The organism is Actinomadura sp. 3N407, from assembly GCF_052245875.1.
Lineage (GTDB): Bacteria > Actinomycetota > Actinomycetes > Streptosporangiales > Streptosporangiaceae > Spirillospora.
On sequence record NZ_JBQQBP010000003.1, the window covers coordinates 368,660 to 395,467 of the forward strand.

General features: G+C 73.1%; 23 protein-coding genes and 1 pseudogene. 7 read left to right on the top strand and 17 right to left on the bottom strand.

Annotation, left to right across the window (positions count from 1 at the left end):
• Positions 1-57: 57 nt before the first annotated feature.
• Positions 58-888 carry a TIGR02452 family protein gene (locus tag ACTWPP_RS09490; protein ID WP_443103776.1) on the top strand — a complete coding sequence of 277 codons (831 nt, stop codon included), beginning with the start codon at positions 58-60 and terminating at the stop codon, positions 886-888.
• A gap of 128 nt (positions 889-1,016) precedes the next feature.
• Here the strand turns inward: ACTWPP_RS09490 and ACTWPP_RS09495 are convergent, their stop codons facing one another.
• Together ACTWPP_RS09495 and ACTWPP_RS09500 are read right to left on the bottom strand one after the other, a co-directional pair.
• On the bottom strand, positions 1,017-1,943 hold the full coding sequence (locus tag ACTWPP_RS09495) for an LLM class F420-dependent oxidoreductase (protein WP_443103777.1): 927 nt from the start codon (positions 1,941-1,943) through the stop codon (positions 1,017-1,019).
• Positions 1,944-1,985: 42 nt separating this feature from the next.
• Positions 1,986-2,801 carry a hypothetical protein gene (locus ACTWPP_RS09500; RefSeq protein ID WP_443103778.1) on the bottom strand — a complete coding sequence of 272 codons (816 nt, stop codon included), beginning with the start codon at positions 2,799-2,801 and terminating at the stop codon, positions 1,986-1,988.
• 215 nt (positions 2,802-3,016) lie between these two features.
• Between ACTWPP_RS09500 and ACTWPP_RS09505 the strand changes: the two genes are divergently transcribed.
• Positions 3,017-4,045 (top strand): glycoside hydrolase domain-containing protein, encoded by a 1,029-nt coding sequence (locus ACTWPP_RS09505; RefSeq protein WP_443103779.1) that lies wholly within the window; start codon positions 3,017-3,019, stop codon positions 4,043-4,045.
• A 21-nt stretch (positions 4,046-4,066) separates the two neighbouring features.
• Here ACTWPP_RS09505 and ACTWPP_RS09510 read toward each other — a convergent pair whose 3' ends face one another.
• From ACTWPP_RS09510 to ACTWPP_RS09530, 5 genes are all read right to left on the bottom strand, one after another.
• Positions 4,067-4,453 (bottom strand): helix-turn-helix domain-containing protein, encoded by a 387-nt coding sequence (locus tag ACTWPP_RS09510; RefSeq protein WP_443103780.1) that lies wholly within the window; start codon positions 4,451-4,453, stop codon positions 4,067-4,069.
• A 63-nt stretch (positions 4,454-4,516) separates the two neighbouring features.
• Positions 4,517-5,017: a DUF6221 family protein gene (locus tag ACTWPP_RS09515; protein ID WP_358458412.1), complete on the bottom strand. Its 501-nt coding sequence runs from the start codon at positions 5,015-5,017 to the stop codon at positions 4,517-4,519.
• 43 nt (positions 5,018-5,060) lie between these two features.
• Positions 5,061-6,245: a GNAT family N-acetyltransferase gene (locus ACTWPP_RS09520; protein WP_443103781.1), complete on the bottom strand. Its 1,185-nt coding sequence runs from the start codon at positions 6,243-6,245 to the stop codon at positions 5,061-5,063.
• Between the two features lie 87 nt (positions 6,246-6,332).
• Positions 6,333-7,673: a class I SAM-dependent RNA methyltransferase gene (locus ACTWPP_RS09525; protein ID WP_443103782.1), complete on the bottom strand. Its 1,341-nt coding sequence runs from the start codon at positions 7,671-7,673 to the stop codon at positions 6,333-6,335.
• The gene (locus ACTWPP_RS09530) at positions 7,666-9,702 is read right to left on the bottom strand and encodes an APC family permease (RefSeq protein WP_443103783.1); all 2,037 of its coding nucleotides are present in this window, start codon (positions 9,700-9,702) and stop codon (positions 7,666-7,668) included. The genes ACTWPP_RS09525 and ACTWPP_RS09530 overlap by 8 nt, the downstream gene beginning before the upstream one ends.
• Positions 9,703-9,928: 226 nt before the next feature.
• Between ACTWPP_RS09530 and ACTWPP_RS09535 the strand changes: the two genes are divergently transcribed.
• Together ACTWPP_RS09535 and ACTWPP_RS09540 are read left to right on the top strand one after the other, a co-directional pair.
• Entirely contained in the window at positions 9,929-10,594 is a 666-nt protein-coding gene (locus ACTWPP_RS09535; RefSeq protein WP_443103784.1) for a potassium channel family protein, read from the top strand.
• A complete protein-coding gene (locus ACTWPP_RS09540; RefSeq protein WP_443103785.1) occupies positions 10,594-11,253 on the top strand; it encodes a potassium channel family protein in 660 nt (219 codons plus the stop codon). Before ACTWPP_RS09535 ends, ACTWPP_RS09540 begins: the two co-directional genes overlap by 1 nt.
• 36 nt (positions 11,254-11,289) lie before the next feature.
• On the opposite strand, the gene ACTWPP_RS09545 is transcribed toward ACTWPP_RS09540, so the two are convergent.
• Together ACTWPP_RS09545 and ACTWPP_RS09550 are read right to left on the bottom strand one after the other, a co-directional pair.
• Complete coding sequence (locus ACTWPP_RS09545; protein WP_443103786.1) at positions 11,290-12,069, bottom strand: DUF3159 domain-containing protein; 780 nt, start codon at positions 12,067-12,069, stop codon at positions 11,290-11,292.
• Positions 12,070-12,097: 28 nt separating this feature from the next.
• Positions 12,098-12,520 (bottom strand): OB-fold nucleic acid binding domain-containing protein, encoded by a 423-nt coding sequence (locus tag ACTWPP_RS09550; protein ID WP_443103787.1) that lies wholly within the window; start codon positions 12,518-12,520, stop codon positions 12,098-12,100.
• Positions 12,521-12,653: 133 nt separating this feature from the next.
• On the opposite strand from ACTWPP_RS09550, the gene ACTWPP_RS09555 reads away from it, so the two are divergent.
• On the top strand, positions 12,654-14,144 hold the full coding sequence (locus ACTWPP_RS09555) for an MFS transporter (protein ID WP_443103788.1): 1,491 nt from the start codon (positions 12,654-12,656) through the stop codon (positions 14,142-14,144).
• A gap of 51 nt (positions 14,145-14,195) precedes the next feature.
• Here ACTWPP_RS09555 and murJ read toward each other — a convergent pair whose 3' ends face one another.
• From murJ to ACTWPP_RS09580, 5 genes are all read right to left on the bottom strand, one after another.
• The gene (gene murJ / locus ACTWPP_RS09560) at positions 14,196-16,007 is read right to left on the bottom strand and encodes a murein biosynthesis integral membrane protein MurJ (protein ID WP_443103789.1); all 1,812 of its coding nucleotides are present in this window, start codon (positions 16,005-16,007) and stop codon (positions 14,196-14,198) included.
• A 109-nt stretch (positions 16,008-16,116) separates the two neighbouring features.
• Entirely contained in the window at positions 16,117-17,475 is a 1,359-nt protein-coding gene (locus ACTWPP_RS09565; RefSeq protein WP_443104002.1) for an FtsX-like permease family protein, read from the bottom strand.
• 5 nt (positions 17,476-17,480) lie between these two features.
• Positions 17,481-18,278 carry an ABC transporter ATP-binding protein gene (locus ACTWPP_RS09570; protein WP_443103790.1) on the bottom strand — a complete coding sequence of 266 codons (798 nt, stop codon included), beginning with the start codon at positions 18,276-18,278 and terminating at the stop codon, positions 17,481-17,483.
• A 110-nt stretch (positions 18,279-18,388) separates the two neighbouring features.
• Positions 18,389-18,640 carry an SdpI family protein gene (locus ACTWPP_RS09575; RefSeq protein ID WP_443103791.1) on the bottom strand — a complete coding sequence of 84 codons (252 nt, stop codon included), beginning with the start codon at positions 18,638-18,640 and terminating at the stop codon, positions 18,389-18,391.
• Between the two features lie 131 nt (positions 18,641-18,771).
• Entirely contained in the window at positions 18,772-22,755 is a 3,984-nt protein-coding gene (locus ACTWPP_RS09580; RefSeq protein ID WP_443103792.1) for a HEAT repeat domain-containing protein, read from the bottom strand.
• A 48-nt stretch (positions 22,756-22,803) separates the two neighbouring features.
• Here ACTWPP_RS09580 and ACTWPP_RS09585 point away from each other — a divergent pair, with 48 nt between their 5' ends.
• On the top strand, positions 22,804-23,505 hold the full coding sequence (locus tag ACTWPP_RS09585) for a PIG-L deacetylase family protein (RefSeq protein ID WP_443103793.1): 702 nt from the start codon (positions 22,804-22,806) through the stop codon (positions 23,503-23,505).
• Between the two features lie 11 nt (positions 23,506-23,516).
• Here ACTWPP_RS09585 and ACTWPP_RS09590 read toward each other — a convergent pair whose 3' ends face one another.
• The 3 genes and pseudogenes from ACTWPP_RS09590 to dut form a co-directional block, all read right to left on the bottom strand.
• Positions 23,517-23,612, bottom strand: coding sequence for a 50S ribosomal protein bL37 (locus ACTWPP_RS09590; RefSeq protein ID WP_443103794.1), 96 nt, complete (start codon positions 23,610-23,612; stop codon positions 23,517-23,519).
• A gap of 104 nt (positions 23,613-23,716) precedes the next feature.
• The gene (locus ACTWPP_RS09595; protein WP_443103795.1) at positions 23,717-24,547 is read right to left on the bottom strand and encodes a DUF3710 domain-containing protein; all 831 of its coding nucleotides are present in this window, start codon (positions 24,545-24,547) and stop codon (positions 23,717-23,719) included.
• A 126-nt stretch (positions 24,548-24,673) separates the two neighbouring features.
• Positions 24,674-25,111: pseudogene (gene dut / locus ACTWPP_RS09600) on the bottom strand (dUTP diphosphatase); the annotation flags it as partial.
• Between the two features lie 363 nt (positions 25,112-25,474).
• On the opposite strand from dut, the gene ACTWPP_RS09605 reads away from it, so the two are divergent.
• A complete protein-coding gene (locus ACTWPP_RS09605; RefSeq protein WP_443103796.1) occupies positions 25,475-26,761 on the top strand; it encodes a cytochrome P450 in 1,287 nt (428 codons plus the stop codon).
• Positions 26,762-26,808: the final 47 nt, after the last annotated feature.

Here is a 26,808-nt window from a genome sequence, read left to right on the forward strand (position 1 = left end):
ACGATCACGAAAAGCGTTTGCGCGCCCGGTCCCGGCACCGCCAGAATCCGAGGCGTCATGAGCAGACATCCCCGCCGGATGACCGCGCAGGAGACCGTGGCCATCCTCGAACGCGGCGACTACCCGGCGCCCTCCGGCCGCACCGTCTCGATCGCCGAGAGCCTGGCCCGGGCCGTCCAAGGCACCGTCCTGTACCGCCCGGACGAGCTGGACGCGCTTCTGCGGCGCCTCCCCGCCGCCGAACCCGGCACGACGACGCGCATCGAGGCCACCGGGGAGACGACCCTCGCCGCCGCGCGCCGGCTGTGCGCCCCGGGGACGGTCCCGTTCGCGCTCAACTTCGCCTCCGCGAAGAACCCGGGCGGCGGGTTCCTGAGCGGAGCGCACGCGCAGGAGGAAGGGCTGGCCCGCTCGTCCGGCCTGTACGAGTCGCTGTGCTCGGCCAGGGAGTACTACGACTTCCACCGCGCCCAGCGCGACCTCCTCTACAGCGACCACATGATCTACTCGCCGGACGTGCCGGTGTTCCGGGACGACGCGGGGCGGCTCCTGGAGGAGCCGTACGAGATCGCGTTCCTGACGTCCCCGGCCCCCAACCGCGGTGCGATCCGCGACGCCGAGACGGCGGGGCGGATCCCCGGCGTGCTTCGTCTGCGCGCCCGCAAGCTGCTCGCCGTGGCGCTGGCCAACGGGCATCGGCGGCTGGTCCTGGGCGCCTGGGGCTGCGGTGTCTTTCGCAACGATCCGGCGGAGGTGGCCGAGGTGTTCGCCGAGCAGCTCCGCCCGGGCGGCCAGTTCGCCGACCGTTTCGAGCACGTCGTCTTCGCCGTCTGGGACACCGCCAAGGGCGCCCCCAGGCAAACCGCGTTCCAGGCCGCCTTCGCCTGAGCGGCGCGCCGCCGCCGGGCGGCGTCTCCGCGGCAGGACCCCTGGGAGGTACCCGTCCCACGGACGGAAGAGCCCGCGGCGGGGAGCTCCCCGCCGCGGGCCCTTCCCGCCGTCCCGGCGCCGCCGTGTCAGACCTTCGAGAGCACCTCGGCGGCCAGCAGCTCCAGGTGGTCCAGGTCATGCAGATCGAGGACCTGCAGGTAGATGCGCTCGGCGCCCAGCCCGCCGAACCGGCCGATCTTGTCGACCACTTCCCCGGGCGTGCCGGCCAGACCGTTCCGGCGCAGTTCCTCCACGTCGCGTCCGATGGCGTCCGCGCGGCGCTTCAGCTCGGCCTCGTCGCGGCCGCAGCAGACGACCTGCGCGGCCGAGCAGACCGGCGGCGTCGCCCGGCCCGCGTCGGCGCACGCCGCACGGACCCGGTCGAACGCGCCGCCCGTGTCCTTCACCTGCTGGAACGGGACGTTGTACTCGTCGGCGTACCGGGCGGCCAGCCGCGGTGTCCGCTTCGGCCCGAACCCGCCGATGATGATCGGCGGGCCGCCCGCCTGGGCGGGCTTGGGCAGCGCGGGCGACTCGGCCAGGGTGTAGTGCTCGCCGCTGAACGCGAACGTCTCCCCGGCGGGCGTCCCCCACAGCCCGGTGAGGATCTCGACCTGCTCCTCCATCCGCGCGAACCGCTCCCCCAGGCTCGGGAACGGGATGCCGTACGCGGTGTGCTCCTGCTCGAACCACCCCGTCCCGATGCCGAAGTCGACGCGTCCGCCGCTCATCTGGTCGACCTGCGCGACCGAGATCGCCAGCGGCCCCGGGTGGCGGAACGTCGCGGCCGTCACCAGCGTGCCGAGCCTGATCCGGCTGGTCTCCCGGGCCAGCGCGCCCAGAGTGATCCAGGAGTCGGTCGGGCCCGGCTCACCCGTCACGTCGCCCATCTTGACCCAGTGGTCCGAGCGGAAGAACGCGTCGAACCCGAGGTCCTCCGTCGCCTTGGCGACCGCCAGCTGTGTCTCGTAGCTCGCCCCCTGCTGGGGCTCAGTGAAGATCCGAAGTCGCATGTCCCCATCCTGCTACCCGCACAGCCCTGCTCAGGCCACCGGTCAGCGGTCCTTGACGATCCTCGTGCGGACGACGGCGGCGTTGTTCGACTCGTCGGTGTCGGCGGTCGGCGAGGTCGCCTTCCAGGACGACTCCAGCACCGTCCCCGGCCGGACCCTCCCGCGCGGCACGGCCTCGATGCGCAGCGTCCGCGACTGCGCGGCATGCAGCGGCCCCACCGCGCACGCGTGGGCGCGGCCGCGCGGGACGCACGCCGTGTTGCGGCCGGCGACCTTGATGGGCCCCCGGAACTCGACGATCACGTTGTCGGCGGTGGACGGGCCCCGGTTGACGACCCTCAGCACATACGGGATCTTCGCACCGGCCCGGGCAGTCGCCGGCGCCGACTCCGTGAGGACGAGGTCGGCGGCCTTCGCGACGCGCACCACCGGGAACCCGCGGGTGACGCGGGCCTTGCCCCACGTCACCGTCCCCCGTACGGCGATCTTCTTGCCGGCCTCGGCCCGCCCGGACACCTTGGCCCTGACCACGCCGCCGATCGTCTGCCCCTTCTTGACGGTGCCGAGGCGGCAGACGACCTTGCGTTCCTTGGACCTGCAGTTCTTCTCGCCGGACACGAACTCCAGCGACTCCGGCAGCGTCGTCCGGAACACCGCCTTGCCGGACTTCGCCGGGCCCTTGGCCGCCACCTTGAACGTCCACTCGTAGGTGCGTCCCGGCATCACGTCCTTCTTGGGGGCGGCCGTGCGGAGCACCACGCCCTCGTCCGCGTGCGCCCCGCCCCCCAGCGGCACGGCTCCCAGCAGCGGCGCGGCCGTCAGCAGGGCGAGACCGCGCTCCTTCCCCGTCCAGATCACAATGAGCCCCCCGTGGCCCGCGGTTTTCTTTCGGACACGTCCGTTCTAGCGAGCCCCGGGCCGTCCACCTAGCGCCACGCCGGCGTGTCGTCACAGACAGTGACTACTGACCCGGGCGCCCGTATTTGGAGCGTCTTCCGCCGGATCTCCGGCGCCGTCCCGGAATCACGCTGTTGAATCGGCGGTGACCGACCCCCCGACCATGGAGTTCACCGATGGCCGTTTTCGGTGTCGACTACTCATGGGGCCGCCCCGGCGCGGCCGCGCTGAAACGCGCCGGGGTGAAGTTCGTGTGCCGCTACCTGTCGCACGACACGACCGGTAAGAACCTGACCCGCGCGGAGGCCGACGACCTCTCCGGCGCCGGACTCTGGCTGGTGGTCGTCTGGCAGACCACCAAGTCCAGGCCGCTGGCCGGGCGGGCCGCCGGGGAGGCCGACGCCGGGGACGCCGCACGCCAGGCCGAGACCTGCGGCATGCCCGGCGACCGCCCGATCTACTTCGCCGCCGACTGGGACGCCTCCCCGGGCCAGCAGGACGAGATCAACGCCTACCTCGACGGCGCGGCGAGCGTCATCGGCCGCGGGCGGGTCGGCCTCTACGCCGGCCACGGGCCGATGAAACGCGCGTTCGACGCCGGGAAGATCACCTACGGCTGGCAGACCTACGCCTGGTCGGGCGGTAGATGGGACGCCCGGGCCCAGCTCCAGCAGTACTCCAACGAGCACACGATCAACGGCGCCGCCGTCGACTACGACCGTGCCGTCGCAAGCGACTACGGGCAGTGGCGCGTCGGCGTCACGCCCGAGGGAGACGACATGCCCGACTACGTGTCCGTCGGAACCGGCACCGAGCAGCGGCTCGCCCCCGGAACGTGGACGAACGTCAACTGGGAGACCGAGTACTCCGACCGGGAGCACCAGCACCGGGACGAGGGCGGCCCGAGCGTCCTGACCGGCTCCGCCCGCTACAGCCTCTCCGTGGGGGCGAGGGTCACCGGCGTACCCGCGGGCACCCTCATCCAGGCCCGCGTGGTCGAGGTCGAGACCGGCGACACCGGCGAGTACCAGGGCGGTCCCGTCCAGGACTTCCTGTCCGTCGGCGACGGCACCAACCTGGTGTACGGGCTCGCCGCCGACACCGTCACGTCGGGCCACGAGGTGCGGTTCCAGCTGATCCAGCACGGCACCGCCGACGCCGCGGTCACCGGCGGCACCGCCAAGGTCCTCTTCTGGAGACGATGACGCACGGAAAGAACCGGAAACTCAGCGTCCGTGCGGCTCCCCGTACAGCGCCCGCAGGAACACCAGCGCCATCCGCCGCCTGTCACCCTGATCGGCCCGCAGGTCGGCGACGTAGGAGTCCAGTTCCGCGATCTCCCGCAGCACCTCGGACGTCCCGGCCCGGTCCGGGCGGCCGAGCGGCTCCATCCCCTCGCCGATGCGGGCCAGGTCACCGGCCCGCCACTGCAGCGCGTCCTCGACGGCGCCGCGGGTCCGCGCCTGCGGCCAGCGCTCCCCCGCCTCCAGGTTGTAGACGGTCTTGACCGTCACCCCGGCCCGCTCCGCGAGCTGCTCCTGCGTCAGCCCCAGCGCCCCGCGCCGGGCCACCGCGTACTTGGCGACCCGCTCCCGGTCCACGTCGGCGGCCATGCCGCCCAGCATGCCGGAAACACCAGGAAACATCCAGCGGCCGTTCAGGTGCCGCGGAACACCTCAGACCCGCCACGCCGCCCGGTACGCCGGGTGGTCGGCGTACGGCATCGCGAGGAGCCGCAACGTCGTGCACCCGCCCTCCCGGACGCGCTCGCCGCACGCCTGGCAGACGCCGGTCCCGTTCATCCGCGAGTGCATGCCGAGCAGCCGCCGCTTGACCTGGACCTCCGCCACCACCCGCCCCGGTGAGTGGCGTGCCATGTGCAACGCGACGCCCTCCTTCACGAACGACACGTCCAGCACCAGATGCGGCCCGAAGCCCGGGCGGCTCTGCCACGGATACTCGTTGACGCTCCGCAGCGAGACCGGCCTCTGCAGATGGTCCATCGGCCGCCGCCCCAGCCGCAGCCGCTCCCCGGTGTGCGGATCGACCCATTGCCACCGCTCGTCCCCCGACAGGTCGGCGCCCCCGTTCGGACGGGAACGGTAGTCGGCCGCCCACCGCGCGGTGTCCTCGTCCTCGAAGAGCCGGGCGCGCAGAAACTCCACCAGATCACTCATAGCCACTCCAGTACCGCCGTGCTCAACGGCACTGATCTTGCCATCAGAAATCGTCGTTGATGTACGGGGCCAGCGGTACGGTCAGGGCGTCGTCCAGGCGGGTGACGGCACCGGGCGTGTGCTCGGTCACCACGCCGACGCGGGCCAGCGCGGCCAGGCGGTTGCCGCCCAGGTAGACGGCCGCCAGGTCGGCGGCCGACAGGGTCAGATCCGGCGACTCGGCCGTCCGGTCGCAGGCGGGGGCGGCGCCGGTGGTCAGGCGCCAGCGGCCCTCGTTCGCCGGGATCCGGTCGTCGGCGACCTCCAGGACGAACGTGTCATCGGTGGCCCAGGACCGGGTGCGCAGGGCGGCCGGCACGTCGACCAGCCGGAGCCAGAGGGCACCGTAGTCGTGCTTGATGACGACCTGGTCGGGGTCCGCGGCCATGTACGGGAGCAGATCGTCCACGGGACGGCTCGGTGCCTGGACGCGGGAGGTCAGGTCGATCGACGCCAGGTACCCCCACAGCGCGGCCTCCACCGGCGGGGTCTCGGCGACGAGGTCGACGACCCTGATCGTCCCGTCCTCATGGGCGCGGTACACGGCGTAGCCGCCGGGATGGACGACGACGCGCGGGCCGGAGTACCCGGGCGCGCCGGGGTCCAGGGGCCGCAGGATGGACCGCGTCCACCATTCGGAGTCGCGGACCAGTCCGCCCGGACGCTCGGCGAGCGCGCGGGTGTACAGCGGGTCGAGGACCTCGGCGGCGTACGCGGCGTCGACGAGCCGGAGCGGCTCCGGGTCGGGCACGGTGCGCAGGCCGAGCGGCCGGGACGTGTCGATCTCCAGGCTGATCGCGCGGGTCGCGAGGCCGAAGCCGTACCGGCCGTAGATGACGCCCTGGGACGCCCAGAGCGCGGCGACCGGACGGCCGGCGGCGACGGCGTCGGCGTGCATCCGGTCGATCATGGACGTGAGGATGCCGCGCCGCCGGTGAGTGGGCAGTACGCCGGCGAACGTGACCGCGGAGCAGTCGAGGAACGCGCCGGGGACCGCGAGCCGCAGCGGCATGGACGCGAGCTGCCCGGCCAGGACTTCGCCGTCATAGGCGCCGATGCGCCCGGCACGGCGCGGCCGCCAGCCGTCCCGCTCGTAGTCGGCGTCCTCGACGCCGGCGTGGAACACCATGCCCGCGAGGTCGACCATCCGGTCGACGTCGGCCTCGGGAATCTCCCGGATCTCGATCACGCCTCCACGGTATGCCGCCGCGCAACTCGATTTCCCAGGTGGGTCAGCCGCGTTTCCCGAACCGTGCGCGCGGGTCAGGCCGCACATCTACCCCCTGACCAGCACCGCCAGAACCTCGACATGCTGGGTCATCGGGAAGGCGTCGAAGGCGCGGAGGGTCTCCAGCGTCCAGCCGCGCTCGCCGAAGTAGGACAGGTCGCGGGCCAGGGTGGCGGGGTCGCAGGACACGTAGGCGATCTTGCGGCCGGCGAGCCGGGTGATCTGCTCGACGGCGTCGCGGCCGGCGCCGGTGCGGGGCGGGTCGAGGACGACGACGTCGGCGCGGCGGACCCGCTCCCCGCCCTGGTGGCCGCCGTGCCCGCGCTTGTTCTGCGCGCCGGACCCGCCGGACGCGCGGCCGAACTCCAGGTCGGCGACGACCTCCTCGACGGGGCCGCGCTCGATGGACACGTTCGGCAGGTCGCGCAGGTTGAAGCGGGCGTCCCGGACGGCCTGCCCGTCGGACTCGACGCCGACGACGAGCCCGTCCCGCCCGATGCGGTCGGCGAGGACGCCGGCGAACAGGCCGACGCCGCAGTACAGGTCGAGGGCGATGTCGCCCGGCTTCGGTTCGAGGGCGTCCACGACGGCGTCGGCGAGAAGCTGCGCGGCGCCGGGGTGGACCTGCCAGAAGCCGCTGCCGCTGATCTGGAACAGCCGTCCCGAGACCCCTTCGCGGACGTAGGGCAGCCCGGCGCCCGGCTCGGGCTTGCCGCGGACGAGCCGGACCGGCACGTCCAGGCGCGGAACCCGGATCTTGCGGCGGTCGCGGCCGCGCAGGACGACCAGGCGGTCGCCGGTGGTCGCGGAGACGATGCCCTCGACGCCGGACGCGCCCGGCCAGCTTTTGCGTTCGATGCCCATCAGCTCCACGCCGGGATGGGCGATCAGGCATTCGTCGATGGGTTCGATGTCGTGGGAACGGTGCCTGCGCAGGCCGACGACCCCGGACGAGACGGAGAACTGGACGCGGGTGCGCCAGCCCAGCCCGGGCGGCGGCAGCACCTCGCTGTCGACCGGGTACGGGACCTCTTCGACGGTCACCGTGCGGGTGATCCCGGCGAGGCGCTGGAGCTGCTCCTCGACCACGGCGGCCTTGAGGGCGCGCTGCGCGGGCAGCGAGGCGTGCTGCCAGTCGCAGCCGCCGCAGCGTCCGGGACCGGCGAACGGGCACGGCGGCTCGACGCGGTCCGGGGACGCCTCGATGATCTCCACGGCGTCGGCGCGGAGGAAGTTCTTGGTGCGGTCGGTGACGCGGGCCCGCACCCGTTCGCCGGGCAGGGCGTGGCGGACGAAGACCACGCGGCCCTCATGCCGGGCGACGCAGAAACCGCCGTTGGCGACGTTGCCGACCTCCAGTTCCAGGACGTCGGGCTCCAGATCAGTCACGTTCCGAAACACTACCGCCACCGGGGCGTGCCCCGGTCCGCGGCGGCCGCCGGGACGCGCCGGGCCCGGGCGGCTCGACCCGCCCCTTGAGCCGGTCGGACGAGGCGAGCTGCCAGGGGACGCTCGTCACCATCACTCCGGGCTGGAACAGCAGCCGGCCCTTCAGCCGCAGGGCGCTCTGGTTGTGCAGCAGCTGCTCCCACCAGTGGCCGACCACGTACTCGGGCAGGAAGACCGTCACCACGTCGCGGGGGCTCTTGCGGCGGACGCTCTTCACGTAGTCCAGGACCGGCCGGGTGACCTCGCGGTACGGCGAGTCGAGGATCTTCAGCGGGGCGGGAAGGTCGAGGGCGTCCCATTCCCGCTGGAGCCGCGCGGACTCCTCGGCGTTCACCGAGACGGTGACCGCCTCCAGGGTGGACGGCCGGGTGGCGCGGGCGTACGCCAGCGCCCGCAGCGTCGGCTTGTGGATCTTGGAGACGAGGACGATGGCGTGGTTGCGGGCGGGCAGCGCGACGTCCTCGCCGGTGGGCACGAGTTCCTCGGCGATCCGGTCGTAGTGCCGCCGGATGCCCTTCATCAGCAGGAACAGGATCGGCATCGCGATGCAGACGATGTAGGCGCCGTGGGTGAACTTGGTGATCAGCACGATGACCAGGACGAACCCCGTCGTGGAGCCTCCGATGGCGTTGATGGTCCGCGATCGCATCATGCGGCGGCGGGTGGACGGATCGGTCTCGGTGGCCAGATGCCGGTTCCAGTGCCGCACCATGCCGATCTGGCTGAGCGTGAACGACACGAAGACGCCGATGATGTAAAGCTGGATCAGCTTGGTGACCTGGGCCTGGAAGGCGTACACGAGCAGGCAGGCCGTCGCCGAGAGAATGATGATGCCGTTGCTGAAGGCCAGCCGGTCGCCGCGGGTGTGCAGCTGCCGCGGCAGGTAGCCGTCCCGGGCGAGGATGGAGCCGAGCACCGGGAACCCGTTGTAGGCGGTGTTGGCGGCGAGGAACAGGATGAGCGCCGTGACCGCGGCGATGTAGATGAACGGCAGCGAGCCGTCCCCGAAGACCGCGGAGGCGACCTGGGTGAGGATCGGTTGCTGGACGAAGTCCTCGCCGACCGGCGACCCGTTCTGGAGCAGGTCCGTCGCCGGCTCCTCGGCGACTCGCACATCGGAGTTCAGCGCAAGCGCGATCACGCCGCAGAACATGATGACCGCGATGAGGCCCATCATGAGCAGGGTCGTGGCGGCGTTGCGGCTCTTGGGCGTGCGGAACGCGGGGACGCCGTTGCTGATCGCCTCCACTCCGGTGAGGGCGGCGCAACCGGACGAGAAGGCCCGGAGCAGCAGGAACACCACGGCGAGGCCCGCGAGGCCGCGCTCCTCGGCGCGGATCTCCAGGTCGGCGGTGGGGGCCACGAGGTCATCGCCCAGCACACCGATCCGGAAGAGGCCGAACGCCACCATCGTCAGCACGCCGACGACGAAGGCGTAGGTGGGTATGGCGAAGAACGTCCCGGACTCGCGTACCCCGCGCAGGTTCATCACCGTGAGCAGCACGATGATCGCGATCGCGGCGACCACCGGGTTCTGTCCGATCCAGGGAATGGCGGAGCCGATGTTCTCCACTCCGGACGAGACCGACACGGCCACGGTGAGCACGTAGTCGACCATGAGCGCGCTGGCCACGGTGAGCCCGGCGTTCGGCCCGAGGTTGACGTTGGCGACCTCGTAGTCGCCGCCGCCGCTGGGATAGGCGTGCACGTTCTGCCGGTACGAGGCGACCACCACGGCCATGAGGAGCACGATGGCGAGCGCGATCCACGGGCCGTAGACGTAGAAGGACGCGCCCGCCACGGCGAGCATCATGAGGAGTTCCTGCGGAGCGTAGGCGACCGAGGACAGCGGGTCGCTCGCGAAGATCGGCAGGGCGATGCGCTTGGGAAGCAGCTGTTCGTGCAACTGGGTGCTGCGGAGCGCCCTGCCCAGGAGCAGTCGCTTCACCAGGTCCGGAGCCTTCGACACGGACGAGACTCTAGTCCGTGAACGTCGCACCGCCGCCGTCCCGCGCACGGTGGGGGCCGGCTGGGTAGTACTCGCCTGGGCGGATGTGTAGGTTTGCAGCCCGGCAGGGATCATTCACTGGAAGCGATCCTCGGTTGCGGCACGGCGTCGGCGGCGCAGCGACGAAGCCGTGCACGGCGCGGGGGGTACAGGGGGAGGGTCCCCCTGGACGGAAGAAGGAACGGCCGTGCATATCGTGATCATGGGATGCGGGCGGGTCGGGTCGACCCTCGCCCACATCCTTGAGGACAAGGGCCATTCGGTGTCCATCATCGATCAGAACCCGGAGGCGTTCCGCCGGCTGCGCAGCGGGTTCCGGGGCCGCCGCATCACCGGTTTCGGGTTCGACCGCGACGTGATCGCCGAGGCGGGCATCGAGCGCGCGTCGGCGTTCGTGGCCGTCAGCAGCGGCGACAACTCCAACATCATCTCGGCCCGGGTGGCGCGCGAGACGTTCGGCGTCGACAACGTGGTGGCCCGGATCTACGATCCCCGCCGCGCGGAGGTCTACCAGCGGCTCGGCATCCCCACGGTCGCGACCGTCCGGTGGACCGCCGACCAGATCCTGCGCCGGCTGCTGCCCGAGGGCGCCGAGCCGCTGTGGCGCGACCCGACGGGCGCGGTCGTCCTCGCCGAGCTGGACACCGGGCACCTGTGGGTGGGCGAGAAGGTCGGCGCGCTGGAGGAGCACGCGAACACCCGGGTGGCGTTCCTGTCGCGGATGGGTGAGGCCCTCGTCCCCGAACGGGACACGGTGATCCAGGACGGCGACGTCGTGCACATCATGGCGGGCGCCGATGACGTGGAGCGCGTCAACGCCGCCGTCGCGGCACGGGACGGGGAGGACGCCTGATGCGGGTCGCGATCGCAGGGGCCGGCGCGGTGGGCCGCTCCATCGCCCAGGAGCTGCTGGAGAACGGGCACGAGGTCCTCCTGATCGACAAGAGTCCCAAGGCCATCAAGGTCGAGATGGTGCCGAGGGCGGAGTGGCTGCTGGCAGACGCGTGCGAGATCTCCGCGCTGGACGACGCGGCGCTGGAGCGCTGCCAGGTCGTGGTCGCCTCGTCCGGGGACGACAAGGTCAACCTGGTGGTGTCGCTGCTGGCCAAGACCGAGTACGGGGTGCCGCGCGTGGTGGCCCGGATCAACCACCCGAACAACGAGTGGCTGTTCAACGAGTCGTGGGGCGTGGACGTGGCCGTGTCCACCCCGCGGCTGCTGTCCGCGCTGGTGGAGGAGGCGGTCAGCGTCGGCGACCTGGTCCGGCTGATGACGTTCCGGCAGGGCGAGGCCAACCTGGTCGAGCTGACCCTGCCGGAGGACGCGCCGCTCGGCGGGCAGCGGGTCGGGTCGGTGGGCTGGCCGCGCGACACCGCGCTGGTGGCGATCCTGCGCGAGGGCCGGGTCCTGGTCCCGACGCCCGACGACACGCTGGAGCCGGGCGACGAGCTGATGTTCGTGGCCAGCCAGGACGTGGAGGACGAGCTCGCCGAACTCCTCGGCGGCCACTGACGTCCGGAGCACGGGAGCCCGCCCGGCCGTCCGGGCTCAGGCGGGTTCTTCGCGCCGGATGGGGGTGCGGCCGCGGGCGAGGAGCCACACCATGGCCGACAGCGCCGCCACCTGCAGCGGCCAGCCCATGACGATCTTGGCCGCGCCGAGCAGGCCGCTCTGGTCGCCGTCGGCGATGTAGATCGGGTACTGGACGACGACGCGCGCGACGCAGGGCAGCACCAGCAGCCAGGTGAGCCGGGAGCACAGCTTCACGATCCCGGGGTCGCGGCGCCACGCGGTCGGGTCGCCGGTGACCGAGCCGATGATGAAGCCGACGATGGGCCAGCGGGCCAGGATCGAGAAGATCATCACGGCGGCGTACACGGCGTTCAGCATGATGCCGGGCAGGAACGCGTCCTCGGCCTTGCCGGAGCGCAGCGCGAAGAACGCGGCGATCGCGATGCCGACGAGGCTGTTCAGGACGAACTGCGGGCTGGAGCGCTGCGCGAGCCTGACGGCGAGGAGCAGCAGCGCCGCGCCGATGCCGGCGACGACGGCGAGCTTGACGTCGTCGACGGCGACGTAGGTCCCGGTGAAGGCGATCACGGGGACGGCGGCCTCGATCATGCCGCGGACACCGCCGAGCGCCTTGCTCAGCTGCGCGCGCACGGCCGCCTCGACGGTGTCGTGCGCGTTCGCCTCCCGTTCCGTGCCGGAGGCCGGGGACGCCCCGGCCTCGCCGGCGGTCTCCGCGGGCTCGTCGCCCCCGCGGCCGCCGGACGGCGTGGTCTCCGCTTCCACGCCGCGTCCTCCGCTCGTTCCCAGTTCGCTCACATCGCACTCCCGGCCGCTCGCGGCGGCCTCACGAACCGCCGCGCAGCTCGTATCGCGGATTGAAGATGACCTTGCGTCCGTCCTGTACGCTCACCAGCCCCTCGGCGCGCAGCATGCGGCCGGGGTCGATGCCGGCGATGCGGCGGCGGCCGAGCCAGACGAGGCTGATCACGTCGGTGCCGTCGTAGAGCTCGGCCTCCAGGGCGGGGGCGCCGCCCCGCGGCCGGAGCGTCACCGTACGTAGCGTACCCGCCACCCGGTGCCGCTTGCGTTCGGCGCAGTCGGTGATCGGGGTCGCACCCTCGCCGCCGGCGCTCTTCTGCAGATCCTCGGCCTCGAGCTCGGCGTTGCTCGACGCCATGCGCCGCAGGAAACGCCGCAGGCCGCCCTTGCCGCTCTTGCCCTGCTGCGGCCCGGCGCCCGGCGATGTGCCGGGCGAAACCTCGTCCATGACTCGAAGCGTATGACATCCCCGGATGAATCGGTCCCTTCACCTTTCTCTCATCTCGACCCGGACTGGAATGAAGCGTTCCGTTCTGCTACTCTTGGAACAGAGCATTCCGCTCCAAGAGGAAGGAAGAGCCGTGACCGCCACGCTCGACACCCCGGTCTCCGCCCCCGGAACCCGCCCGCAGACGCACACGGAGAACGGAACCGCGCCGCATCCGCGTCGCTGGCTCGGCCTGTCCGCGATCCTGGCCGCCACCCTGCTGAACCTCCTCGACTCCACCGTCGTGAACGTGGCCGCCCCCGCGATCCGCGCCGACCTCGGCGGGTCCTACGCGGCGCTGCAGTGGATGGCCGCCGGATACACCCTCGCCCTCGCCGTGGCGCTGCTCACCGGCGGGCGGCTCGGCGACATGTTCGGCCGCCGGCCCGTCCTGCTCGCCGGCGCGGCCGGGTTCCTGGTCACCTCGGTCGCCTGCGCGTTCGCCTGGTCGCCCGAGACCCTGATCGCCGCCCGGGTCGCGCAGGGACTGTGCGCCGCCGTGATGATCCCGCAGAGCTTCGGCCTGATCCGGGACCTGTTCGGCGCCGCCGACATGGGCAAGGCGTTCGCCCTGTTCGGCCCGGTGATCGGGCTGGCCACCATCCTCGGCCCGGTCGTCGCCGGGCTGCTGATCGACGCCGACCTGTTCGGCACCGGCTGGCGCGCGATCTTCCTGCTCAACGTGCCGATCGGCGCGTACGCACTGATCATGGGCGCCCGGGTGCTGCCCGCCCCCGCCACCACCGACCGCCGCGGCGGCCTGGACGTCACCGGCATGCTCCTCGGCGGCCTCGGCATGAGCATGCTCGTCTACCCGCTCGTCCAGGGCCGCGAGCTCGGCTGGCCCACCTGGACCCTGGCGCTGCTCGCCGGCTCGCTGCCCGTCCTCGCCGTGTTCGTCCTGCACCAGCTGCGCCGCGCCCGCCTCGGCCGGACGCCGCTGGTCCGGCTGACCGTGTTCGCCAACCGCTCCTACAGCTCGGGTGTGCTGTTCGTCATCGTGTTCTTCGGGACGATCACCGGCTTCTCCCTCGCCGTCGGCCTGTTCCTGCAGCTCGGCCTCGGCTACACCCCGCTCGCGGCCAGCCTGGCCATGGCGTCCTGGGCGATCGGCGCGTTCGCCGGGTCGGCCTTCAGCGGCATGACGATGAACACCCTCGGCCGGCACATCCTGCACATCGGCCTGTCGATGATGGCCGGCGGCATGGTCGCGCTGTACGCGGTGTTCGAGATGGCGGGGACGGGCCTCGGCGGCTGGCACCTGGCCGCGCCGCTGCTGCTGTTCGGCGCCGGAATGGGCATGATCTTCGTCCCGCTGTTCGACATCATCGTCGCGGGCATCGCCGACCACGAGGTCGGATCCGGTTCGGCGGCGCTGGAGTCGGTCCAGCAGCTCGGCGCCACGCTCGGCATCGCGGTCCTCGGCACGATCTTCTTCGGGGCGGCCGGGGACCCGGTGGGCGGGCACGCCATGGACCCGTCCGCCGCGCTCGGCGCCGCGAAGCAGGTCGCCGCGCTCACCCTCGCCCTCACCGTCGCCGCGCTCCCCGTCGCGTTCCTGCTCCCCCGCCGCGCCCGCGGCTGACCCCGTCCGCGCCGGAGCCCCCGCAGGCACGTCCCGCGGGGGCTTCCGGCGTCACCGGCGCAGGCGGGCGGCGGCCATCGCGGTGAAGTAGCCGACCTCCGGGACCTTCATCAGGTGGGCCGTGAAGAGGTAGAGCGCCCCGCCGCCGAGGCCGCCGACGGCGATGGAGAGAAGGGCGGGGAGGCGGTCGCCCGGCATATGGCCGAAGCCCCAGACGACCGCCGCCGCCAGAGCCAGGGCGGGCAGGGCGGCCAGGTGCAGCCGGGTGACCGCCCGCAGGATGCGGCGCCCGTCCATCCCGCCGAGCCGCCTGCGCAGGACGAGGGCCGCGCCGGTCGCGCCGGCCGCATAGAACAGCCCGTACGCGACCGGCAGCCCGATCACGACCTGCCGCGCCGGGACGAACCACAGCAGCGCGAAAGCCGTGACCGCCTGCGCGATCCCCGCCGGGACGGCGATCAGGCCGGGCGTGCGGGTGTCGCCGAGGGCGTAGAAGACGCGCATGAGGAGCTGGTGGAGCGTGAACGGCAGCACCATCACGGCGAACACCATCAGGACGACGCCGATGCGGCGCGCCCCGTCCGGGCTGAGGCTGCCGTAGGCGAAGAACACGACCGAGCCGGGGACCGCGAACACCAGCATCCCCAGCCACAGCGGGACGAGCGGGGCGCAGGCGAGCCGCAGCCCGCGGGAGAAGTCGGCGCGGAGCAGGTCACGGCGTCCCTCGGTGACGTGCGCGCTCATCCTCGGCAGCAGCGCCGTGATCACCGAGACCGCGATGATCGCGTACGGGAGCTGGAAGACGACGAGGGCGAACTTGTAGGTGGCCAGGCCGCTGCCCGCCACCGGACGGCCCGCGGCGGCGGAGGCGCGTTCGGCGGCGCGGGTCGCCACGTTCGCGGTCACCAGGACGCCGATCTGCGCGACGACGATGTAGAGCAGCATCCACGTCGCGGTCCGCGCGGCCCCACCGAAACCGGACCCGCGCAGGTCGAGGCGGGGGCGGAAGCGGAACCCGGCCGACCACAGCATCCAGCCGAGGACGCCGCTCTGCGCGACGGTGCCGAACGCGGAGCCGAGGCCGATGAGGGTGAGCTGGGCGTCGGTCACGGTCTCGGTGGTCTGCCCGCGTCCCGCCGCCCACAGGAACAGCAGGCCGGCGCCCATCGTGATCAGGTTGTTGACGACGGGCGCCCACATCGGCGCCCCGAACCGCCGCCGGACGTTCAGCAGCGTGCTCGCCAGGCCGCTGACGCCGATGAAGAAGATCTGCACGAGCAGCAGCCGGGTGAGCAGCACCGCGACCTCACGCTGCCGGCCGGTGTACCCGCCCGCGTACAGGGAGATCAGCTGGTCGGCGGCGAGGACCGCGACGACGGTCAGCACGCCGAGCGCGAGCAGGACGACGCTGAGCAGCCGCTGCTCGGTCGCCGCTCCCCCATCGGCGTCCCGGATCCGGCGTTTGACCAGGAACGGGACGAAGACGCTCGCCAGCAGCCCGCCGAGCAGCAGCTCGTACACCGTGTACGGGATCATCTCGGCGGCCTGGTAGGCGTCGCCGAGCAGCGCGGTGCCGAGCGCGGCGGCGACCACGACCGTGCGCAGGAAGCCGGTCAGCCGGGAGAAGACCGTCCCGATCGCCATGACGGCGCTGGAGTGCGCGACGCCGGGCGGCGCGGCCTGCGCGGCGCCGCCGATCTCGTCGCCCTCCGAGCCCGGCCGGTCGGCGGTGCCGGGGTCGCCGACGTCGCCGGGATCGCGGACCGGGACGAGCCCGGGCTCGGGTTCGCCGGGCGGCTCGGCGCGCTCGGCCTCCTCGATGACCCCCGGCATGAGGATCCGGCGCCTGCCCGGCCCGTCCATCGGCACCACCCCCCGGACGCGCCAGTATGCCCCGTGACCCGGGAACCGGACATGCGTGAGTGCCCACCCGGACGGATGGGCACTCACGGACCGGCCGCCCGCCGCGCGGTCAGTTGAGCGCCGCCTCCACCGCGGGGACGCGGATGGTGCGGCGTGTCGCGCCGTAGGCGGTCACGCCGGTGAGGACGGCGGCGAGCGCGACGACCGCGAGGTAGGTCCACACGTCCCCGTCGGGGGTGAGCGAGTCCCGCCGGGCCAGCCCGAACGGCACGATCGTGAAGACCGACGCGACCGTCCCGCAGATCACGCCGGTGACGGTCAGCACCACCGACTCCAGCGCCACGGTGCCGAGCACCTGCCGGGGCGTCGCCCCCGCGAGCCGCGTCTGCCCGAACTCGCGCCGCCGGTGCGCGGTCGCCGCGATCAGCGTGTTGACCAGCATGATCGCGGTGAACAGCACCACCATTCCGATGACGACGAAGTTCAGCGTCTCGATGTTCTTCTGCTCGGCCGTCTTGGCCAGCCCGGCCGCCTCCGTCGCCGCGTTCTCGGTGGCCTGCAGGAACAGCGTGCCGACCGCCGTCCCGACGAACAGGATGATCGGAGTGACCGCGGCGGCCATGGCGCCCGTCCGGCGGCGCATGACGCTCGCCGCGAGGTCACCGGTCGCGCCGCCCAGCGCCCGCATCGGCCCGGCCAGCAGCGCCGTCACCCGGCGCATGATCGCCGGCGCCAGCAGGGCCAGCCCGATCGCGGCGAAGATGTCGGCCTGCCCGGACGTCGCCATCGCGTCGCTGCCCTTGCCGTCCATCACCGTCACGGTGATGATCGCCTCGTTCAGGGCGAGCAGGAGGAACACCACGGCGAACACGATCCGCTTCTTGCTCAGCCTCCCCGTGTCGATCGCCGCGGCCGTCATCGACTCCGCCGCACGGACGCGGGTGGCGCGGCGCGCGGTGATCAGCGCGGCGGCGGTCGCGGACACGAACATGATCCCCAGGCCCATCGTCAGCGCGATCGGCCCGAAGCTGTAGCCGACGCCGGCCGGAACCTGATCGGTGTCGTGCAGCAGCCCGAGCAGGCCCCGCCCGATCAGCATCGCGGGGACGATCCCGAGCAGCGCCGCCACCACGGCCAGGCCCGCGGCCTCGCCGACGATCATCCGGGCGAGCTGGCCCGGGGTCGCGCCGACGCTCCTCAGCAGCGCCGTCTCCGCGGCCCGCTGCCGGACCGAAAGGCTCAGCGTCGAGGTGACCGCGAACACCACCAGCAGCAGGCCCCAGCCGCCGACCACGTTCGCCATGATCACGAGGGTCTCGCGGGCCGGCCCGGTCGCGCCGCTCGCCTCCGCCGTGTCCAGCATCGAGGCGAACGCCATGATGATCGCCGAGCCGAGGAACATCGCGAGGAAACTCGCCGCGAACGCGCCGGTCCGCCTGCGCAGGGAACGAATCGCCAGTCCGAACATGACGCTCACGCCCCCGCCGTCGTCCGCTGACGCTCGACCTCGTCGGCCAGGTGCGTCATCCGCTCAGCGACGGCCTCGGCGGTCGGCGCGGTCTGGTGCCCGACGATCCGCCCGTCCGCGAGGTACAGCACCGAACCCGCATAGGACGCGGCGACCGGGTCGTGGGTGACCATCACCACCGTCTGCCCGAACATCTGCACCGACTCCTGGAGCAGCCCCAGCACGTCACGGGCGCTGCGCGTGTCGAGCGCACCGGTCGGCTCGTCCGCGAACAGCACCCGCGGCTCGGTGACCAGCGCCCGCGCGATCGCCGCCCGCTGCTGCTGCCCGCCGGACAGTTCCGCCGGCAGATGGCGGAGCCGGTCGCCCATGCCGACGCGGTCCAGGACGGTCCGCGCCCGCCCCCGGTCCACCTTGCGGCCCGCGAGCTTCAGCGGCAGCACCACGTTCTGCATGACGTCCAGCGTCGGCAGCAGGTTGAACTGCTGGAAGACGAAACCGATCCGCTTGCGCCGGAACTTCGTCAGCGCGGCCTCGCCGTCCCCGGACAACTCGACGCCGTCCACGAGGACCCGGCCCTCGGTGGGACGGTCGAGGCCCGCCGCGCACTGCAGCAGCGTGCTCTTACCCGACCCGGACGGGCCCATCACCGCGGTGAACGACCCCGCCCGCAGCGACAGCGACACGCCGTCCAGCGCGACCACCCGGTTGCCCTCGGCGCCGTACACCTTGCGCACGCCGTCCAGGCGGAGCGCCTCACCCGAGCCCTGTCCCACCGGATCCGGGCCCTTGCGTCCGAACATCGTCTCGCCTCCCGCCCGGCGCCCCTCATGGGCGCCTCTCGGGAACGAAACTACGGACGGTGAAGGCCGCGGAGGATGGGTCCAGCACGCCGGTCGGGGTAGGCAAAACCCTACCGGGGCCCCTCGCGGCGCCGCAGTTCCCGGTGACCGGCCACCGCCCCCGCGACCATCGCGGCCCCGGCCGCGTACGACCACGGCAGCGCCCGCCGGTGCACGACCAGCCAGGACTCGTCGTCGGCCATGCTGCGTCTCGTCCTGATCCCGGCGATGCGGTTGCGGGTGACCCGGCCGCCGGCGGCCAACGTGACGATGACGCCGACCAGAACCCCGGAGCAGGCGAGCATGATTCCGGCGATGGCCACGCCGTACTCCCTTCTCGGTCGAGGGGTCATCGTGCCTGTCCGTCGAACCGGTGGTGGGCGGGTGTTCCGCGATTCCGGCCTCGAACCGTGGCAGGGCGTCCGGTCCGCCCTGTCCGGCGGGCCGCCGCGGGTCAGCCGATCCCCTCCAGCACGGCGGTGTAGCGGTGCCGCCGGTCCGGCCGGGCGCGGCCCTCGGCATGGCGCAGCGCGGGAACGGCGGATGCGCCCATCATGACGAGGCTCGCCGCGGCGGCCGCGCGGACGGGCTCGCGGGGATGGGCGAGCAGGGCGATGAGTCCGGGGATCGCGGGCTCCCAGGCGGCGTGGCCGAGCGTCCTGACCGCGGCGCGGACGACGTCGGGCTCGGGGTCGTCGAGGAGGCGGGTCGTCTGCTCCAGGTAGCCGGGCCGGTCCAGCACGCGCCGGGAGACGCGGTGCGCGTGCAGCCGCACCTTCGTGTCACGGTGGGCGATCAGCGCCGCGAGCAGTTCCTCCAGCTCGGGGTCGGCGTCCGCGTGAGCCTCCTCGTGACGTTCGGCGAGGCGGGTGAGCGCGCGGCGGGCCTGCTTGGGGCCGCCGCCGCGCGCCCGCTGGAACAACTCCGCGCGCGACGGTTCGCGGGCGGCGCCGGTCCCGCGCTCGCGCAGGCGCTTCAGCGTGTCCTCATCCCGGACGGCCGCTCCGGGCTCCCGCAGCGGGCCGTCCTCAAGGACGAGCGTCTCCGCGAGGTCGCCGCGTCCCTCGTCGTGCAGGCGGCGGAGCACCCGGTCCAGTTCGGGGGTGCGCAGCAGCGGCCGCCGGGCGAGGAGGTCGAGCAGCCCCCAGTCGCCGGCCGCGAGGCGCCCGGAGACGGCCCCGGCCACGACGTCGGGCGACGCGCGGCGGAGCGCCCGGGCGGACGCGTCCCGCGCGGCGGCGCCCCCGTGCTCCCAGGCGGCCAGCAGGGCGGGGACGAATCGGTCCAGGCCGGCCGGTTCCAGGTGGACGGCCAGGCGCGCGAACCGCTCGACGGCCGTGTCGTCTCCGTCCAGGTCGGCCAAGGTCGCATCGCCCAGGGTCCGCGCCAGGGCCGTCGTGACGGCGAGGTCCGCGCGGCCGTGCAGGAAGGCCCTGAGGACCGCGATCCCGGTCTGTGGTTCGGGCCAGCCGAGCAGGGTGCGGGCCGCCGTCTCCCGCCGCTCCGCCCGCGCGTCGCCCAGCATCTCCAGGAGGCGCCGCCGCTGGGCTTCGGAGCGGGGCTGGTCCAGGTCGCCGGCACGCGGCGTCCGGACATCCGGGACGGGGCGGCGGGTCTCCTCGGCAAGAGTCCAGGGTGGGGCGCCGAGCGGCTGCACCTCCGCCATCCAGTCGAGGAGGACGCCGCGCGCGTCAGGGGCAGCCTGCGGGAAAACGCTGATCAGCGCGTCGAGGACGTCCCGCGACGGCGCGTCCGTCAGGGCGCGCACCCGCCGCAGGGAGGCGATGTCGCGCATCTCGCGGCCGAGTTCTTCCCGGAGCCGGGCGGAGCCTTCGGCCGGCTCCTGCCCGAACGCCTCGCGCAGGACGGCCTCGACGTCCCGCGCCGGGTGTTCTGCGCGCCCGGCCACGGCCAGCGCGCGGTCGAGGTCGTCCCGCGTCGGCGGGGCACCGCAGAGGCGCAGCAGGACGAGGGCCGGCCGGCCGAGGTCCCGCCGGCGCGCCCGGTCGATGATCTCCAGCCGCCCGGCGGGCCCGGCGCGCGGGATCACCTCCTCCAGCAGGGCGAGCAGCCGCCGTCCGTGATCACCGGGGACCGCCAGGCCGTCGACCAGGGTCCCGGCGGACCGGGCGAACACCTCCAGTTCCGCGTCCCGCCACGGCGGCGGGCAGATCCCGGTGACCAGGCGCAGGACGCGAAGATCGGAGCCCGCCATGTCCAGCCAGCGCGCGAGCATCGGACGCAGGCGCACGTACGGTGGCGTCCGGGGTTCACGCGCGTAGGCGTCCACGACCCGGCGAGCGATCCCGGCGTCCCAGCCACCGTCGAGCAGGGCGTCCACATCGGGGAACGGCGAGGCCTCCTTCGCCCGGACCGTGATGCCGCGCCGGGCCAGCGCGGCGACCTGCCGCGCGCCGAGCAGGCCGTCGAGGCTCCGCGGCAGCAGGGACCGGTCGGGGGCGCGCTCCGCCGCCGCGAGGACGGTCGCGGCGAAGGCGTCGCCGAGGATGGCGCGCAGCGCCGCGGCGAGCGCCTCCCGCAGGCCGGGGTTGTCGTGCCGGCCGAGCCAGAACAGCAGCTTCGGGACGGCCTCCGGCGCGCCGGCCCGGGCGAGGGCCGACGCCGCCGCCTTCTTGACGCTCATGTCGGGGTGATCGAGGCAGGCCGCGATCGCGGGCGCGGCCCAGTCCGCACGGGCCTCCGCCAGCGCGAGGAGCGCCTGCCTGACCGTCTGCCCGTCGCCGGCGGCGGTGAGCGGGACCAGGCTCGCCGACAGCGCCCGCGCGTCGCCGCCGTCCCCGGCGAGGACCGCGATCACCCGTCCGCGGACATGCCGGTCGCGGTGCCGCAGCAGCGGATGCACGCGCGCCCTCGTCCGGCGGTAGGGGGCGCGGCGCAGCACCTCCAGCAGGGCCGTCAGCTCCGTCGGCGCGAGTCCCGGACGCTCCAGCAGGCCGAGGACCATGTCCGCGAGCACGGCGTCACCGGCCTCCGCCGCGTCGGCGGCGTCCAGCAGGCAGCGCGGCCGGAGCGCGCTCCGCCGGAAGAGGCGGCCGCCCAGCTGGCGGACCGCGGTGAGGGCCTCGTCCAGGTCGGGCGCCTCCTCGTCCGACACGGCCCGGAGCAGCAGGTCGGCGATGGCGGGCAGCGTGGCCGCGTCACCGTTGCGGGCCAGCCTGCGGAGGGCTTCGGCCGGTTCGCCCGGGTCCAGGTTCGCGCGGAGCAGGGCCAGTTCCCGCGGGTCCGGCCCGCCGAGGTCGTCCGCGATGCGGCGGGGCACGTCGCGCGGGTCGAGCCGTTCCAGGACGGCTCGCCGCGCCGCCGCGTCGCCGGTGAGGTGCCAGAGCAGTTCCAGGGCCCGATGCCGGTACGGCCGCAGATGCGGCGCGATGCCGCCGCCGTCCAGTCCCAGACCGGCACGCAGGACCGTGACCGTCCGGGCGCCTCCGACGGCTTCGAGGGCGCCGAGGGCTTCCCGCGGCGAGCGCGGCAGCAACCCGAGGACGGTCTCCTCGGCCGCCGTGTGCCGGAGCCGGCGGATCGCCCGCAGGAACGGCGCGGGGTCGGTGCCGTCGTCGGCGGAGCGGCGCGCCGCCCTTGCGACGGCATCGCCGATCTCCAGGTCCGGGACTCCCTGCTCGTGGAGCGCGACCAGCAGCTCCAGGCGCCGGGGCCAGTCCCCGTCCGCCGCGATCAGCTCCCGCAGAGTCTCGTGCCTGCGGGAGTACAGGACGGTGGCGAGGTCCCCGGCGGGGACACGGTGATCGGCGAGGGCCAGGCCCACGATCGCCGGGACGTCCCGCCCGCCCGGGAAGTGGCCGCGCCGGTGCATCCCGGCCAGGCACGCGACGGCGGGGCCCGCGAGCAGCAGGGGATCCCGGGCCGCGATGTCCACGAGGGCGCCGACGTCCTCGCGGGTCGCCAGGCCGCCGAGCAGCTCCAGCGACCGCCGCCGCAGCGCGGGCGGCCGTCCGGGATCGGCGGCGACGCCGGTGAGGACGTCCCGATGGCCGTGCCGGGCGGCGACCTCGATCGCGGCGGCGGCGGGCCCGGTCTCGAGGAGGCGGCGGATCCGCTCGTGCGGGAGCGGGTCGAGCGCCGCCCACGGCTCGGCGAGCTCCCTCAGCGCGTCCGGGACGTCGCCCGCGAGCCCCTCGACGACCGTCCGCGCTCGGGCCGGTGCCAGAAGGGCCGAGCCGAGGGCCTCACGGGTGATCCGGAAGGCCTCGGCCCGGAGGACGGCGTCGGGACGTCCCGCCAGTTCGGCGACGAGCGGTTCCGGGTCGTCCACGTCCAGCGCGCCGATCCCGCGCACCGCCTGGTAGAGCGGTTCACCGGCGGGCTCGTCCCGGACACGCTCCGGACGGCTGATGATCCCGCTCCGCAGCCGTCCGATCTGCACGGGAACGGGTGGGTCTGGGGATTCTGCGGCGAGCATGGCGCCGATCTTAGGCTTTGCGCAGGTGGGATCGGAGAGGATGGCGGGATGGAAGAGGTACCTGAGGACTGGGAGCGGGCGCTGACGCTCGTCGCGCACCCCGACGACCTGGAGTACGGGACGTCGGCGGCGATCGCCAAGTGGACCGGCCAGGGCAAGACGGTGACGGAGGTGCTGGCCACCCGCGGGGAGGCCGGGATCGACTCGATGGACCCCGATGACGTCCGCCGGGTCCGCAGCGCCGAGCAGATCGAGGCGGCCCGCCGGGTCGGGGTCGACAACGTCGAGTTCCTCGACCTGCCCGACGGCATGCTGGAGTACGGGCTGCCGCTGCGCCGCGCGCTCGCGGGCGCGATCCGGTGGCACCGGCCCGAGGTGGTGCTGTCGATCAACTTCCGGGAGTCCTTCGCCGGCGGCGGGTTCAACATGGCCGACCACCGGGTGCTCGGGCTCGCCGTCGCGGACGCGATCAGGGACGCGGCCAACCGGTGGGTGTTCCGCGACCTCGACCTCGAACCGTGGCAGGGCGTCCGGTTCGCGCTGTTCGGCGGATCACCGCGGGCCACGCACTACGTGGACGTCACCGGGCATCTGCGGCCCGGCATCGACTCGCTGCTCGCGCACCGCGTGTACTTCTCGAACCTCGGCGCGGACTTCGACGCCGCCGAGTTCCTCACCGGCATCGCCGAGCAGGAGGGACGTGCCGTCGGCGTCGAGCACGCGATGACGTTCGAGATGATCGAGAGCTAGACGATCGAGGGCTAGCGGCGGGCGTTGGGCCGTTTGCCCTTGTTGCTCTTGCTGCGCTTGCGGGCCCGGCGTTTGCGCGTCTTCTTCGACATGTCCCGATTGACCACCCGGCAGGCGTCCAACGCAAGGGGCCGGCCATCCGGAGCACAGCAAAAACCCGCCCGGCCGCACGGCCGAAAAGGCGTGCGGCCCGGCGGGCGGGCGATCGGGGTCAGCGGACCTCGGTGATCTCGGGGCCGCGCTCGAAGGGGCTGAAGGTCTCCTCGCCCTCCTGCTCCTCTTCGCCGTCCTGGCCGGCCTCGCTGAACTCCTTGGGGATCTTCAGCTCCAGCAGCTCGCGGGGCGGCATCGGCGCGTCGCCGCGGTGGACCACCACGCCGCGCAGCACGTCCTCCAGAACCTGCCACTGCTCCTCGTCCTCGATCGCGGCGCCCTGCACCACGGCCTGCAGGAACCAGCGGGGGCCGTCCACACCGAGGAAACGGATGATCTGCGGCGCCCAGCCCTGCTCGACGAACTCGGCCGGGATCTGCTCGCGGACCTCCTTCGGCATCTCCGCGAGGACCTCCTCGGTCAGCGCCGCCGGGACCATCGCCAGCAGCTCGGCGCCGAACGGGCCGTCGCCCTCCTGGGTCTGGCCCTGCGCCTCCTCCTGGATGTCCTTGGCGGTCTCACGGCGCACGTCGTCCCAGATGCCGCTGCGCTTCGGCGCCGCGAACACCTGCAGCTGCATGGCGCTCTCCTCGTACTGCACCAGCACCGCGACGGGCCGCCCGTCGAGCGGGTTGCCCTCCTCGTCCACCTGGGTGGCCTCGAAGTTCACCTGGAAGCCCAGCCCCGGCGCGATCGGCACCTGGAGGGCCCCGAAATCGAGCCGCTGCAGCTCGGGGAAGGAGTCCTCGGAGTCCCACGGGCCGCCCTCGGCGGACTCCGCCTTGGCGGACTCCTCCTCAGCGGCCTCCGCCGGCTCCTCGGTCACCTCGGGCCCCTTCTCAGGCCCCTTCTCGGGTTCCTCGGCCTGCCGGCGACGTCCAAAAGCCACGACTCACGCTCCTTCTCGACTGTGCTCATTGTCTCCGCTTCCCGCGCCTGCGGGCCCTCGGCCTGGACGCGCGCGGCCGTCGTTCCCCGGTCCGCCCGCGTCCCCGGACTCCGGCGCGGGACCGAATCCGCCGGTGGAACCGAACCCGCCGTCTCCGCGCTCCGATCCGGGAAGCTCGGCCACCTCGTGGAACACCGCCCGCTCCACTCGCTGCACGACCATCTGCGCAATGCGGTCTCCGCGCCGCAGCGTCACCGTGGCGCGGGGGTCGGTGTTCAGCAGGGTCACCTTGATCTCACCCCGATAGCCGGCGTCGACCGTACCGGGTGCGTTGACTATCGTCACCCCCAACCTAGCGCCCAAACCGGACCTCGGGTGAACGAAAGCGGCGTAGCCGTGCGGCAGCGCGATCGCCATCCCGGTCGGGACGACGGCGCGCTCTCCCGGCGGCAGCTCGACGTCCACGGCGGCGACCAGATCGGCGCCCGCGTCGCCCGCGTGGGCGTACTGCGGCAGGGGCAGCCCGGGATCCAGCCGCCGGATCAGCACATCGACCTTGTTCACGGACTCACCTCACGCGCTACCTGCCGGAAAACCCCCCGACCCTACCCAGGGCGTCGTGCCCGGCCGCGCTGAAACGCCGCGGGGCCACGGGAGTCCGGCAGTTGACCTTACCCGCTCGTGCGCGGTGACCATCCTCCCGGGAACCGGGCGGCGCCGGGGGCGTCGTTGCGGCCGGGTGCCCGCGGCGGTGCGGACCCATCACGGCGCGACGGCCGGGCGGCCATGGAGCGGGCCGTCCCGCACCGGCGCGTCGTCGCTCCGATGGGGGAAGAACGCCCGATTCGTCTTGACGTCGTCATTAGACCTCGATTCGATAGAAACCGAACCAGATTCTGGGGTACGGCTTCGAGGGCGGTGCGCGGCATGACGACCACGGCGCGGGAGAAGATCGACGGCAACCTGTCGAACCTGGAGTTCTGGGCCCTGCCGCCGGATCGGCGCCTGGCGGCGTTCGCGGAGCTGCGGCGGCGCGAGCATCCGGCGTTCTTCAAGGAGCTGAAGCTGCCCTTCGTCAAGGCCGGGCCCGGCTTCTACGCGCTGGCCAGGCACGCCGACGTCGTCGAGGCCAGCCGGTCGCCGCAGATCTTCAGCAGCGAGCCGTGCTCCAACAGCATCGCCGACCTGCCCGGCTACCTGGCGCGCTACTTCGGCTCGATGATCAACATGGACGACCCGCGGCACGCCAAGATCCGGCGGATCGTGTCGCGGGCGTTCACCCCGCGCATCCTGGAGAAGATGGAGACCGACCTGCAGGCGACCGCGACCCGGATCGTGGACGACCTGATCGAGAAGGGGTCGGCGGACTTCGTCACCGACGTCGCGGCGCGTCTGCCCCTCCAGGTCATCTGCGACATGATGGGCATCCCCGAGCGGGTGCGCCCGATGGTGTACGACCGGACGAACACCATCCTCGGCCTCGGCGACCCCGAGTACAGCGGCGGCAGGGACTACACCCGCGACGGCATCACCCGCCTCGGCGCGCTGTACGGGCTCCTCAAGGTGATGGTCGCCGGTTACGAGCTGAACCACCTGGCGATGAAGCTCGCCCGGAAGCGGCGCCGGAACCCCGGCGACGACCTGGTCTCCGCGCTGATCTCGGCCGAGGTGGACGGGGAGCGGCTCACCGACCAGGAGATCGGCTCGTTCTTCATCCTGCTCGTCGTGGCCGGGAACGAGACGACGCGCAACGCCATGTCGCACGGCCTGAAGCTGCTCACCGACAACCCGGAGCAGCGCGCCCTGCTGCTGGAGGACTTCGACGCGCACGCGCCGGGCGCCGTGGAGGAGATACTCCGGATGGCCACGCCGGTCATCCAGTTCCGCAGGACGTTGACCCAGGACTACGAGATGAACGGCCACCACTACAAGGCCGGCGACAAGGTCCTGCTGTTCTACAACTCGGCCAACCGCGACGAGTCGGTGTTCGAGAAGCCCGACGTCTTCGACATCACACGCTCACCCAACCCGCACGTGGGGTTCGGGGGCCCCGGCCCGCACTTCTGCCTCGGCGCCAACCTGGCCCGGCGGGAGATCACGGTGATGTTCCGCGAGCTGTTCACACGGGTCCCGGAGATCCGCGCCACCGGGGAGCCCGACCGGCTGTTCTCCAGCTTCATCAACGGCATCAAGCACCTGCCCTGCGAGGTGTGAGCGGCGGGCCCGGCCGCCACTGGCGCGGTCGCGGCCCCCGGGCCCGC

What these genes read in the sequence shown, in the direction of transcription:
- murJ (WP_443103789.1), bottom strand. Translation starts at nt 16,007, where the DNA reads ATGGACGGGCCGGGCAGGCGCCGGATCCTCATGCCGGGGGTCATCGAG.
- ACTWPP_RS09515 (WP_358458412.1), bottom strand. Translation starts at nt 5,017, where the DNA reads ATGAGTGATCTGGTGGAGTTTCTGCGCGCCCGGCTCTTCGAGGACGAG.
- ACTWPP_RS09585 (WP_443103793.1), top strand. Translation starts at nt 22,804, where the DNA reads ATGGAAGAGGTACCTGAGGACTGGGAGCGGGCGCTGACGCTCGTCGCG.
- ACTWPP_RS09565 (WP_443104002.1), bottom strand. Translation starts at nt 17,475, where the DNA reads ATGTTCGGACTGGCGATTCGTTCCCTGCGCAGGCGGACCGGCGCGTTC.
- ACTWPP_RS09605 (WP_443103796.1), top strand. Translation starts at nt 25,475, where the DNA reads ATGACGACCACGGCGCGGGAGAAGATCGACGGCAACCTGTCGAACCTG.
- ACTWPP_RS09540 (WP_443103785.1), top strand. Translation starts at nt 10,594, where the DNA reads ATGCGGGTCGCGATCGCAGGGGCCGGCGCGGTGGGCCGCTCCATCGCC.
- ACTWPP_RS09490 (WP_443103776.1), top strand. Translation starts at nt 58, where the DNA reads ATGAGCAGACATCCCCGCCGGATGACCGCGCAGGAGACCGTGGCCATC.
- ACTWPP_RS09570 (WP_443103790.1), bottom strand. Translation starts at nt 18,278, where the DNA reads ATGTTCGGACGCAAGGGCCCGGATCCGGTGGGACAGGGCTCGGGTGAG.
- ACTWPP_RS09580 (WP_443103792.1), bottom strand. Translation starts at nt 22,755, where the DNA reads ATGCTCGCCGCAGAATCCCCAGACCCACCCGTTCCCGTGCAGATCGGA.
- ACTWPP_RS09550 (WP_443103787.1), bottom strand. Translation starts at nt 12,520, where the DNA reads ATGGACGAGGTTTCGCCCGGCACATCGCCGGGCGCCGGGCCGCAGCAG.
- ACTWPP_RS09495 (WP_443103777.1), bottom strand. Translation starts at nt 1,943, where the DNA reads ATGCGACTTCGGATCTTCACTGAGCCCCAGCAGGGGGCGAGCTACGAG.
- ACTWPP_RS09510 (WP_443103780.1), bottom strand. Translation starts at nt 4,453, where the DNA reads ATGGCCGCCGACGTGGACCGGGAGCGGGTCGCCAAGTACGCGGTGGCC.
- ACTWPP_RS09505 (WP_443103779.1), top strand. Translation starts at nt 3,017, where the DNA reads ATGGCCGTTTTCGGTGTCGACTACTCATGGGGCCGCCCCGGCGCGGCC.